Origin of the sequence: Streptococcus mitis (genome assembly GCF_003942695.1) — a bacterium.
In the GTDB taxonomy this organism is placed as follows: Bacteria; Bacillota; Bacilli; order Lactobacillales; family Streptococcaceae; genus Streptococcus; species Streptococcus mitis_BD.
This window is the reverse complement of record NZ_RJNU01000014.1, coordinates 25,533-36,613: the sequence shown is the minus strand read 5'-3', so window position 1 is coordinate 36,613 and position 11,081 is coordinate 25,533. Positions and strand designations below refer to the sequence as shown.

9 protein-coding genes, 12 tRNA genes, 1 rRNA gene and 1 pseudogene are annotated in these 11,081 nt (G+C 40.3%); 22 read left to right on the top strand and 1 reads right to left on the bottom strand.

The window, feature by feature from the left end; translation table 11 throughout:
• Window positions 1-55: 55 nt before the first annotated feature.
• From rrf to D8852_RS09085, 13 genes are all read left to right on the top strand, one after another.
• Window positions 56-171, top strand: a 5S ribosomal RNA gene (gene rrf / locus D8852_RS09145).
• Window positions 172-175: 4 nt separating this feature from the next.
• Window positions 176-248 (top strand) — tRNA-Val (locus tag D8852_RS09140).
• Between the two features lie 5 nt (window positions 249-253).
• Window positions 254-324, top strand: a tRNA-Gly gene (locus D8852_RS09135).
• A 35-nt stretch (window positions 325-359) separates the two neighbouring features.
• Window positions 360-433: transfer RNA gene (locus D8852_RS09130), tRNA-Ile, on the top strand.
• An 11-nt stretch (window positions 434-444) separates the two neighbouring features.
• A tRNA-Glu gene (locus tag D8852_RS09125) sits at window positions 445-516 on the top strand.
• Window positions 517-522: 6 nt separating this feature from the next.
• Window positions 523-612 (top strand) — tRNA-Ser (locus D8852_RS09120).
• 11 nt (window positions 613-623) lie between these two features.
• Window positions 624-697, top strand: a tRNA-Met gene (locus tag D8852_RS09115).
• Window positions 698-700: 3 nt separating this feature from the next.
• Window positions 701-773: transfer RNA gene (locus tag D8852_RS09110), tRNA-Phe, on the top strand.
• 17 nt (window positions 774-790) lie between these two features.
• Window positions 791-871: transfer RNA gene (locus D8852_RS09105), tRNA-Tyr, on the top strand.
• Between the two features lie 11 nt (window positions 872-882).
• Window positions 883-953, top strand: a tRNA-Trp gene (locus D8852_RS09100).
• Between the two features lie 14 nt (window positions 954-967).
• Window positions 968-1,040, top strand: a tRNA-His gene (locus D8852_RS09095).
• Between the two features lie 13 nt (window positions 1,041-1,053).
• Window positions 1,054-1,125: transfer RNA gene (locus D8852_RS09090), tRNA-Gln, on the top strand.
• A gap of 9 nt (window positions 1,126-1,134) precedes the next feature.
• Window positions 1,135-1,218, top strand: a tRNA-Leu gene (locus D8852_RS09085).
• A 72-nt stretch (window positions 1,219-1,290) separates the two neighbouring features.
• Here D8852_RS09085 and D8852_RS09080 read toward each other — a convergent pair.
• Window positions 1,291-1,542, bottom strand: a pseudogene (locus D8852_RS09080) (tyrosine-type recombinase/integrase); the annotation flags it as partial.
• Window positions 1,543-1,713: 171 nt separating this feature from the next.
• On the opposite strand from D8852_RS09080, the gene D8852_RS09075 reads away from it, so the two are divergent.
• The 9 genes from D8852_RS09075 (at window position 1,714) to D8852_RS09035 (ending at window position 11,048) form a co-directional block, all read left to right on the top strand.
• Window positions 1,714-2,370 (top strand): hypothetical protein, encoded by a 657-nt coding sequence (locus D8852_RS09075; protein ID WP_093587083.1) that lies wholly within the window; start codon window positions 1,714-1,716, stop codon window positions 2,368-2,370.
• Window positions 2,367-3,176: a hypothetical protein gene (locus D8852_RS09070; protein WP_093587019.1), complete on the top strand. Its 810-nt coding sequence runs from the start codon at window positions 2,367-2,369 to the stop codon at window positions 3,174-3,176. Before D8852_RS09075 ends, D8852_RS09070 begins: the two co-directional genes overlap by 4 nt.
• 38 nt (window positions 3,177-3,214) lie before the next feature.
• Window positions 3,215-3,412: a hypothetical protein gene (locus D8852_RS09065; RefSeq protein ID WP_093587021.1), complete on the top strand. Its 198-nt coding sequence runs from the start codon at window positions 3,215-3,217 to the stop codon at window positions 3,410-3,412.
• A gap of 522 nt (window positions 3,413-3,934) precedes the next feature.
• Complete coding sequence (locus D8852_RS09060) at window positions 3,935-5,212, top strand: gamma-glutamylcysteine synthetase (protein WP_125425914.1); 1,278 nt, start codon at window positions 3,935-3,937, stop codon at window positions 5,210-5,212.
• A 75-nt stretch (window positions 5,213-5,287) separates the two neighbouring features.
• Window positions 5,288-6,772 (top strand): threonine synthase, encoded by a 1,485-nt coding sequence (gene thrC, locus D8852_RS09055; protein WP_125425912.1) that lies wholly within the window; start codon window positions 5,288-5,290, stop codon window positions 6,770-6,772.
• A gap of 60 nt (window positions 6,773-6,832) precedes the next feature.
• The gene (locus D8852_RS09050) at window positions 6,833-8,113 is read left to right on the top strand and encodes an MATE family efflux transporter (protein ID WP_125425910.1); all 1,281 of its coding nucleotides are present in this window, start codon (window positions 6,833-6,835) and stop codon (window positions 8,111-8,113) included.
• 3 nt (window positions 8,114-8,116) lie between these two features.
• Window positions 8,117-8,740 (top strand): HAD family hydrolase, encoded by a 624-nt coding sequence (locus D8852_RS09045; RefSeq protein WP_125425908.1) that lies wholly within the window; start codon window positions 8,117-8,119, stop codon window positions 8,738-8,740.
• A gap of 161 nt (window positions 8,741-8,901) precedes the next feature.
• On the top strand, window positions 8,902-10,038 hold the full coding sequence (locus D8852_RS09040) for a LysM peptidoglycan-binding domain-containing protein (RefSeq protein WP_125425906.1): 1,137 nt from the start codon (window positions 8,902-8,904) through the stop codon (window positions 10,036-10,038).
• A gap of 140 nt (window positions 10,039-10,178) precedes the next feature.
• Window positions 10,179-11,048: a DUF2262 domain-containing protein gene (locus tag D8852_RS09035; protein ID WP_125425904.1), complete on the top strand. Its 870-nt coding sequence runs from the start codon at window positions 10,179-10,181 to the stop codon at window positions 11,046-11,048.
• Window positions 11,049-11,081 lie beyond the last annotated feature (33 nt).

Below are 11,081 nucleotides of genomic sequence, written 5' to 3'. Positions count from 1 at the left end.
TGAGGTTTTCTTGGTATTTGATAGATATTCAATTTTGAGTAGGTATTACTCAGAGTTAAGTGACGATAGCCTAGGAGATACACCTGTACCCATGCCGAACACAGTAGTTAAGCCCTAGAACGCCGGAAGTAGTTGGGGGTTGCCCCCTGTGAGATATGGAAGTCGCTTAGCTCGAGGGAGTTTAGCTCAGCTGGGAGAGCATCTGCCTTACAAGCAGAGGGTCAGCGGTTCGATCCCGTTAACTCCCATTTTAGCGGGTGTAGTTTAGTGGTAAAACTACAGCCTTCCAAGCTGTTGTCGCGAGTTCGATTCTCGTCACCCGCTTTGAACTTTGTTCAATTACCAAGTTTTTTAAACTTGGGCGCGTAGCTCAGGTGGTTAGAGCGCACGCCTGATAAGCGTGAGGTCGGTGGTTCGAGTCCACTCGTGCCCATTTATAAATATGGTCCGTTGGTCAAGGGGTTAAGACACCGCCTTTTCACGGCGGTAACACGGGTTCGAATCCCGTACGGACTATTTATTGGAGGATTACCCAAGTCCGGCTGAAGGGAACGGTCTTGAAAACCGTCAGGCGTGTAAAAGCGTGCGTGGGTTCGAATCCCACATCCTCCTTTTTATATTAACGCGGGATGGAGCAGCTCGGTAGCTCGTCGGGCTCATAACCCGAAGGTCGTAGGTTCAAATCCTGCTCCCGCAATTTGGCTCGGTAGCTCAGTTGGTAGAGCAATGGATTGAAGCTCCATGTGTCGGCGGTTCGATTCCGTCTCGCGCCATATTTTATTTATAACTTGGAAGGGTAGCGAAGAGGCTAAACGCGGCGGACTGTAAATCCGCTCCTTCGGGTTCGGGGGTTCGAATCCCTCCCCTTCCATTACTTTAGTTACGGGCATAGTTTAAAGGTAGAACTAAGGTCTCCAAAACCTTCAGTGTGGGTTCAATTCCTACTGCCCGTGTTAATATGATTATGGCGGGTGTGGTGAAGTGGTTAACACACCAGATTGTGGCTCTGGCATGCGTGGGTTCGATCCCCATCACTCGCCTATTTTATATTATTGGGGTATAGCCAAGCGGTAAGGCAAGGGACTTTGACTCCCTCATGCGTTGGTTCGAATCCAGCTACCCCAGTTACTATTTGCCGGCGTGGCGGAATTGGCAGACGCGCTGGACTCAAAATCCAGTGTCCGCAAGGACGTGCCGGTTCGACCCCGGCCGCCGGTATAGTATGAAAGACAAGGTTTTCGGGCCTTGTTTTTTTTTATCAGTTTTTGTTGAGTTACCAATTTTTCCATTTTAAAATAAATCATCAAGTTTATTAGCCAATGTTTTCTGTTTGCTAGGGTACAAATGAGAATAAGTATCAATTGTTGTTGTAATAGATGCGTGTCCTAATCTTTCTTTGACAACAAGATAATCCTCTCCTTGATTTATAAGTAATGATGTATGAGAGTGTCTCAAATCATGTATTCTTATTTTCTTTAAATCTTTATCCCTTTCTAGTATTTGCTTAAACTTCTTATCAATCATATTTTTTGTAATTGTTATTCCTTGAGGTTATCCGAACGTTAAACTATCTTCAGCATGTATTTACAAAAGAGTATAATCCCTTTCATCAACAGAGCATTTTTGATATACTATATTTAATTAGAATACAAAAACTTTTGGAGAGAAGGAGGTAAAAGAGTGGACAAACAAACCATTTTTTACTGCTATAGAATGACTCATGATTATGGTATCAATCCTTGTGTCTTTACAGAAAATTATGATACAACTCCTCATCTTCTTACCGAAGGAGGATGTATGCTTCAGTTAAGAAGGAATATTAAAAAGAACTGGGCGGATAAAATAAACTCTAAGTCTGTAGATGCTTACATAATGGCTGTAGCAGGGCATTCAAATGATGGGAAAAAATGGAGAGATGATCAAGGAATGTTTATCACTCCAAAATATAATCATCTAATTTTTGTTGCTAAAATTAGTGAAATTTTAACAATGAAAGAATATTTACTTTCTCCAAAATCTAATAATAGAAGAGATGCTTATACTTATCAATGGCTGATTGAAAAGAATGGATTAAACCAATCAAGTTTTATGAATGAAATAGTGATTCTTGCAGACCGTTTTAATTATTTTGGTAAGTCTCCACTTAAAATTCCTAAAGAAATTTTAGACTTTTTTCCGATGGGAGAACGAGCAAGAATGAATGGGAAACCATTCCCAAGATGGAATGCTAAAAATGGATTTTATAATTCGGAAGAGAGATTTACTGATGTGTTAGAATTAATGGAATTTGCTGAAACTATACTAGGTTCACAAAACAAAGTAATGGATTTGCCCTATCATCCATTCTTTATACGAGGAAAAGAATTGTGAAAATAATTTTATCAAGAAAGGGATTTGATTCATCTAATGGTTCCATCCCGAGTCCTATATTACCTGACGGGACGCTACTTTCATTGCCAATACCTGCCAAGTTTGATAGTATCTCTTTTGACGACTTAAACTATAACGGAGTATTATTTTCAGATATCTTAAGACAACTAAAAGGGAAAGAAGATAAAACAAATCATTATAATTGTCATCTTGATCCAGATATAAGAGGAAATCTTAGGAATACTCCTGTTTCTAACTGGAGAGCAGCATTTGGTCAAATTAAAAGCTCACAGGGATTATTAAGAAATCAAAATGTTTCTATCGGCGATCTTTTTCTATTTTTCGGATGGTTTAGACAAACCGAAGGAGATATTTACAACGGAACATTGCATTTTAAAAAAGATGCCCCGGATCTAAATATCATTTATGGTTATTTGCAAATTGGTAATATGATGAATGATAAAGAATCTCTGCAAAATATGTATCCATTTCATCCTCATTCTTGCGACCATATGAGTAATTTGCAATCAAATATGCTTTATATCCCAAGTGAAAACTTATCATTTTTACCTCAAGAAAAAGGATATGGAACTTTTAATTTTCACGATGACAGAGTATTAACAATGAATGGTAAATCAAGAAGTGTATGGAAAGAGATACCAGCGCTTATGCCTGAAAATATAAATGGGAATCATAAAAATTCTGCTAAAGATTGTGGTTTAAAATATTCTGGTATATGGCAAGAAAAAGTTTTGTTAGAAAATGAATTATCAAATTCTTGGGCTAAAGAGTTATTTTTGTTATAATAAAAAAAACACTTACCCTAATTAAAGGAGAAAATAAAATGATTACATTAACTGTTGAAAAAGATTGGACTGGGAAATACACGTTTATAGTTTCGAATGGATTTGATAGTCAAAGTTTGACACCAGGAACATTTGTTTCAGATTTTCAAATCGACCAAGCTAAACAAAACATTCAGTATGCCGGAAGTATTGATGATGGTATTAGAGTAGTAAAAAATACTTTAGGAATTATCTAAAAGAAAAATATTAGAGTCATTTATACAAAAATTAGACCTAATTTATGTCTAGTTTGTTAATATTCCATATACCTCAAATAATCGTACAAGTGTCTCGAATACCTCTGGATGAATATAACCTATTGGGACATATCGTCTATTCTCTGATGATGCTCTTAGAACGATACGGTATGGAGTGTTACCAAAAAGTTACTAAAATTTGAAAAATGAGTCTATTTTGCAAGCTTCAAAAGGCTTAAAACCCTATTAAATCAAGGTTGTAAGATTTAAATAATGTAGTTATGGAACTCAAAATCCAGTGTCCGCAAGGACGTGCCGGTTCGACCCCGGCCACCGGTATAGTATGAAAGACAAGGTTTTCGGACCTTGTTTTTTGATTTAGTGAAGATTTTGATATTTTTCTTTAAGTACAGATAACTGATGAATGATCTTTTTCTTCTTATTCTAGTCATTTTTAGTGTATTTTTGGTATAATATTACTTATTCACAATTTATTTTGATTATGAAAGAGTTTGGTGATTAATGTCTCGGTCTGTTGAACTACTAAAGAAACGTTATTTAAAGAATATAAAAGAGAACCCAGATTTATTTATTGGGGTTGAGCTGGAGTATCCTGTTGTAAATTTAGAGGGTAAGGCTACGGATATTGAGGTTGTTAAGGAACTGTTTCGGTATTTATCTTCTATTCTGAAGTTTACAGTTGAGAAAGTTGATGATTTTGGCAATCCAATTCAGTTACTAGATCCGGTCAGTCAGGATACAATCTTATTTGAAGTTGCTTATACGACCGTTGAGTTTGCTTTTGGTAGGGCTAAATCCATTCAAGAGGTTGAGGAGCGTTTTAGAGACTACATGGATCTGATTCAGAAAAAGTTGGGTGAAACAAATCATGCCATAGTTGGTTCTGGAATCCATCCCTACTGGGAGAAGAATGAGAATCAACCAGTGGCTTATCCCCGCTATCAGATGTTAATGAACTATTTGAAGTTGAGCAGAACTCTTCCAGGTATGGATTTACACGATTATCCACGATATGGCGCTTTTATCTGTGGGAGCCAAGTTCAACTGGATGTTTCAAAGTCTAACTACCTGCGTGTTATCAATGTTTTTACACAAATTGAAGCAGCAAAAGCCTATTTGTTTGCCAATTCTGTGTTTTCGGAGGCAGACTGGGATACCAAAGTTTCGAGAGATATTTTTTGGGAAAAATCTATGCATGGGATCTATCCAGAGAATGTAGGTGTCAATGCTAGACTCTTTAAAGATGAGGATGATTTTTTTGATTATCTGGATCACTCTGCGATTTTTACTGCGGAGCGTGATGAGCAGACCTATTATTTTTATCCGATTCAGGCTAGAGATTATTTGACTACACCTGAAATCCAAGCATTTACCCTTAATGGGGATGAAGTATTGATCTATCCTCAGGAGGAGGATTTCCAAACTCATCGTAGTTACCAGTACCAAGACTTAACAACTCGAGGAACAGTTGAGTTTCGTAGTGTGTGTACTCAGCCGCTTGATAGGACTTTTGCTTCTGCTGCCTTTCACTTGGGATTGTTGGTTAATTTAGACCAATTAGAAACTTATTTGAAAAAGGCTCCGTTTTTTACCACAGCTGGTCGTGATTACAAGTCTTTAAGGCGACAATTTTCTAAGAAAAAACTTACAGATCAGGAAGAAGCTGCGGTTCTCGAGTTTTCTAAAGATTTACTCACCCTAGCTGAGGAAGGACTGGAGAAGAGAGGCAAGCAAGAAATGATTTACTTAGAGCCTTTGAAGAAAGAATTGGGTCTATAATTTCTCTTATAAAGGGAGAATTTTCTGAAAAATCATGATATAATGGAAGAGACTATAGATAAAGGATAGAGATTCATGACATTAGTTTATCAATCAACGCGTGATGCCAACAATACAGTAACTGCCAGCCAAGCTATTTTGCAAGGTTTGGCGTTGGATGGTGGTTTGTTTACACCGCTTACTTATCCAAAGGTAGATTTGGACTTTGAAAAATTGAAAGATGCTTCTTACCAGGAAGTTGCTAAGTTAGTTTTGTCAGCATTTTTAGATGACTTTACTGCAGAGGAGTTGGACTACTGTATCAACAATGCCTACGATAGCAAGTTTGATACTCCAGCGATTGCGCCATTGGTGAAACTGGATGGGCAATACAACTTGGAATTGTTCCATGGTTCAACGATTGCCTTTAAGGATATGGCCTTGTCTATCTTGCCATACTTTATGACGACAGCCGCTAAAAAGCATGGTTTAGAGAACAAGATTGTCATTTTGACAGCGACATCTGGTGATACTGGAAAAGCTGCTATGGCAGGGTTTGCGGATGTACCTGGTACTGAAATTATCGTCTTTTATCCAAAGGATGGTGTCAGCAAGGTGCAAGAGTTGCAAATGACCACTCAAACTGGCGACAATACTCATGTTATCGCCATTGATGGTAACTTTGACGATGCGCAAACAAATGTGAAACATATGTTTAATGATGTAGCTCTTCGTGAAAAATTGGCTACCAACAAGTTGCAATTTTCATCAGCTAACTCTATGAACATTGGTCGTTTGGTACCACAGATTGTCTACTATGTTTATGCTTATGCTCAGTTGGTCAAGTCTGGTGAGATTGTGACTGGTGAAAAGGTCAACTTTACAGTACCAACAGGAAACTTTGGAAATATCTTGGCTGCCTTTTATGCTAAGCAAATTGGTCTGCCAGTTGGTAAATTAGTCTGTGCTTCAAATGACAACAATGTCTTGACTGACTTCTTTAAAACACGTGTTTACGACAAGAAACGTGAGTTCAAGGTAACAACTAGTCCATCGATGGATATCTTGGTATCTTCAAACTTGGAGCGTTTGATTTTTCATCTTTTGGGGAACGATGCGGTTAAGACGGCTGAACTCATGAATGCCTTGAGTACACAAGGACAATATGAATTGACAGACTTTGATGCAGCGATTCTGGAACTCTTTGCAGCTGAATATGCGACTGAGGAAGAAACTGCGACAGAAATTAAACGTGTTTATCAAACAGATGCTTACATCGAGGATCCACACACAGCTGTTGCCTCAGCAGTGTATAGAAAATACAAAGTGGCTACTGGTGATGCGACTAAGACAGTGATTGCATCAACAGCTAGTCCATACAAGTTCCCAGTGGTTGCAGTAGAAGCTGTAACAGGAAAAGCAGGCTTGACAGACTTTGAAGCCTTGGCTCAATTACATGACATTTCAGGAGTGGCAGTGCCACCAGCGGTTGATAGCCTTGAAACAGCTCCGGTTCGTCATAAAACAACAGTGGCGGCTGCTGATATGCAAGCAGCGGTGGAGGCTTATCTAGGACTTTAAGACAGAGGGCGTAAACTCGGTTGGGAAACCAACTGAGTTTCTTTTCATCAGGAGGAGAGATTGTTTAAGAAAAATAAAGAGATTCTTAATATTGCATTGCCAGCTATGGGTGAAAACTTTTTGCAGATGCTCATGGGAATGGTGGACAGTTACTTGGTCGCTCACTTGGGCTTAATCGCTATTTCAGGTGTTTCAGTGGCTGGCAATATTATCACCATTTACCAGGCGATTTTTATCGCTCTGGGAGCTGCTATTTCCAGCGTTATTTCAAAAAGTTTGGGGCAGAAAGATCAGTCTAAGTTGGCTTATCACGTGACAGAGGCTCTCAAGATAACCCTATTGCTGAGTGCACTTTTAGGCGCCTTATCGCTCTTTGCTGGGCAAGAGATGATAGGACTTTTGGGAACTGAGCAGGCTGTGGCCGAGAGTGGTGGACTCTACCTATCTTTGGTAGGCGGATCGATTGTTCTCTTGGGCTTGATGACGAGTCTAGGCGCCTTGATTCGTGCAACGCATAATCCGCGTCTCCCCCTCTATGTGAGTCTTTTATCCAATGCCTTGAATATTCTTTTTTCAAGTCTAGCTATTTTTGTCCTTGATATGGGTATAGCGGGTGTTGCTTGGGGGACTATCTTGTCTCGCTTAGTCGGTCTTGTGATTTTGTGGTCGCAATTAAAACTGCCTTTTGAGAAACCGACTTTTGCTTTAGATAAAGAACTATTGACCTTGGCTTTGCCAGCGGCAGGAGAACGTCTCATGATGCGGGCTGGAGATGTAGTGATCATTGCCTTGGTCGTCTCTTTTGGAACGGAGGCAGTAGCGGGGAATGCAGTCGGAGAAGTCTTGACCCAGTTTAACTATATGCCTGCCTTTGGCGTGGCTACAGCAACGGTCATGCAGGTAGCTCGAGCAGTTGGAGAGAATAACTGGGAAAGAGTAGATGATTTGAGTAAGCAAACCTTTTGGCTTTCTCTGCTTCTCATGTTGCCCTTAACTCTCAGTATCTATGCCTTAGGGACACCACTGACTCATCTCTATACGACCGATCCTGTAGCAGTCGAAGCGAGCGTTTTGGTGGCACTTTTCTCTCTACTAGGAACTCCTATGGCGACAGGGACAGTCATCTATACGGCAGTTTGGCAGGGCTTGGGAAATGCTCGCCTCCCCTTTTATGCGACAAGTATTGGGATGTGGTGTATCCGTATAGGGACAGCTTATTTGATGGGGCTTGTGCTTGGTTGGGGCTTACCAGGTATTTGGGCAGGGACACTTTTGGATAATGGTTTTCGCTGGTTATTTCTACGTTACCGTTACCAGCGTTATATGAGCTTGAAAGGATAGGAGATGAAAGAAACAGCTTTTATTTGGGATTTAGACGGGACTTTATTGGACTCTTACGAAGCGATTTTATCAGGGATTGAGGAGACCTTTGCTCAGTTTGCTATTCCTTATGATAAGGAGAAAGTGAGAGAGTTTATCCTCAAATTTTCGGTGCAGGATTTGCTGGAGCAGGTGGCAGAAGAGAGAAATCTGGATGCGGAAGTGCTCAATCAGGTGCGTGCCCAGAGCCTGTCTGAGAAGAATGCCCAGGTAGTTTTGATGCCAGGTGCGCGTGAAGTGCTAGCTTGGGCAGACCAAGCAGGGATTCAGCAGTTTGTCTATACTCATAAGGGGGACAATGCTTTCGCTATTCTAAGAGACTTGGGTTTGGAATGTTATTTTACAGAGATTCTAACCAGTCAGAGCGGTTTTGCGCGTAAGCCCAGTCCAGAAGCGGCGACATATCTGCTAGACAAGTATAAGTTGGATCCTAGGGATACCTATTATATAGGGGATCGGATTTTGGATGTGGAATTTGCCCAGAATAGCAGCATTCAAAGCATTAACTTTCTAGAGTCTTCTTATGAAGGAAATCACAGGATTCAAGCGTTGGCAGATATTCCCCACATTTTTGATGCTGGGGAATAAAAAATTGTGTCAGTTGCGTGACAGAAAGCTAACAAACTATTTCAAGTAATCGAGTTTGTTACAAGGAATGGACAGTTCTGTTAAATAGGCCCGAGAGGGCTTTTTTTCTGCTTTTTTTGTGTTATGATAGACAGGTACTCATTTGAAAGGAATAGGAAAGAATGAAGAAAAGAATATTATTAGCATCTACAGTAGCCTTGTCATTTGCACCTGTGTTGGCAACCCAAGCAGAGGAGATCCTTTGGCCTGCTCGTAGCGTTGAGCAAATTAAAAATGATGTGACTAAAACGGACAACAAAACAAGCTATACAGTTCAGTATGGTGATACCCTGAGCACGATTGCAGAAGCTTTGGGAGTAGATGTGACGGTTCTTGCTAATTTGAATAAAATCACCAATATGGACTTGATTTTCCCAGATACTGTTCTCACTACAACTGTCAATGAGGCAGAAGAGGTGACGGAAGTTGAAATCCAAGCTCCTCAAGCAGATGCTAGTGAAGAAGTGACGACTGCGACAGCTGATTTGACGAAAAATCAAGTGACAGTCGATGAACAAACAGTTCAAGTAGAAGACCTTTCTCAACCAATTGAGGAAGCTCCAACTGTAACAGAGACTGAAAAACCAACAGAAGTGGCATCAAGTTCAGAAGTTTCTGAGACAGCAACAGTTGCTGAGGAGACACCATCTACAGAAACACCTGTAGCTGAAGAAACAGCTGAAACGACTCCAGCGGAAGCACCAGTAGCAGCAACAACTCCAGCAGAAGCACCAGTAGCAGCTGCTCCAGCAACTGAAATGCCTGCTGATACAACAGGAACAAGTGCAGCAGAAGAAACAACAAATTCTGATACTACAACTTTGACTTATCAAGCAGAGCAAAGCCAAACGGCTTCAAGAACTTATTCGGCTCCAGCTGTTCCTGATTATGCAGGACTTGCTGTAACCAAGTCTGAGAATGCTGGTCTACAACCACAAACTGCAGCCTTTAAAGAAGAAATTGCCAATTTGTTTGGAATTACATCCTTTAGCGGTTACCGTCCTGGTGACAGTGGGGACCATGGTAAAGGATTGGCCATCGACTTTATGGTCCCAGTGAGTTCAGCACTTGGTGATCAAATCGCGGAATACGCGGTTCAAAATATGGCTAGCCGTGGTATCAACTACATCATCTGGAAACAACGTTTCTACGCTCCATACGATAGTAAATATGGACCAGCTTACACATGGAATCCAATGCCAGACCGTGGTAGCGTAACCGAAAACCACTATGACCACGTTCACGTATCAATGAACTAATAGAAAAAGAAGCTGAAAACTCATAAGGTTGAGGCTTCTTTTTGTTATTCTAAGTCGAAATGTTTTCAAAGTTATGCTATAATCAAACTGAAGTTGGCTGAAAATCAAGCATTTTTATTTTAGTAGAAGGTGAGAACACTATGATGAATAGTTTGAAAAAAACATTTGAGAAAACCATTGATGACTTTGAAAAAGAATTTTGTGGTGAAGTCGTTGAACTCTTGATTATCACCTTACAAAATGTGGGAGGCGCGGCTGTTTTAAAGAATGGATGGAAGTTGCCTTCGGTTCATTTTGTAGCAAGTGTGAATGTGGAGACAAAGGAGTTCTCGGAAATAGAGGGACGTTTGGAGTGGTTGGTGAGTCCAGAGGAATATGAAGAAAAGGGCTTGCTCTATAGCTATAGTTTCGAGCCCTATCAGATTCATCACATCAAATGTCAGAAAAGACCACAAAGGCAATTAGAACCTTATATGGCAGCAGTAGCAAATAACTGTTATCGTCTACTGGAATACATTGAAGATGGGCAGTTGGATAGTAGATTAGAGGCTCTGATTGCAGAATATGTTAAACCAGTCGTCATCAAAGATTCTATAGGCGAATTCACCTTAAATAGGGCTTATTCATGGTTTGAGGGAAGTATGGATCTTGCGGGAAGCAAGGTTAGCGTGATGTTGGATGCAAATGAAGATGCCAGCTTACCACCAAAATCATTTGGGCACTTGAAAACATTTGTCAGGGATATTGACCGAAGAGACTCTGAAATCCGAGACGTTATAGTAAAAGAGATGTGGGAAACAGCAGAAGACTGGCTAGCTTCAGACGGAGATGCCGAAGTATTAACAGAGGACTATTTTTATAATTCTTTGTATCTGGGGGAACTGTCTATCAGCGAAGCGGGGGATTTGACTCTTTATTATGGAGATAAAGCGGATATTTTTGCTGGGCATGCGGTAGAAGTCAGAGCAGATATTGAAGGAAGTATAGAAAATGTGGCCTTGGTAGGGTAAATGGACAGCATGTGATTCTTTCTTTGTTGTGAA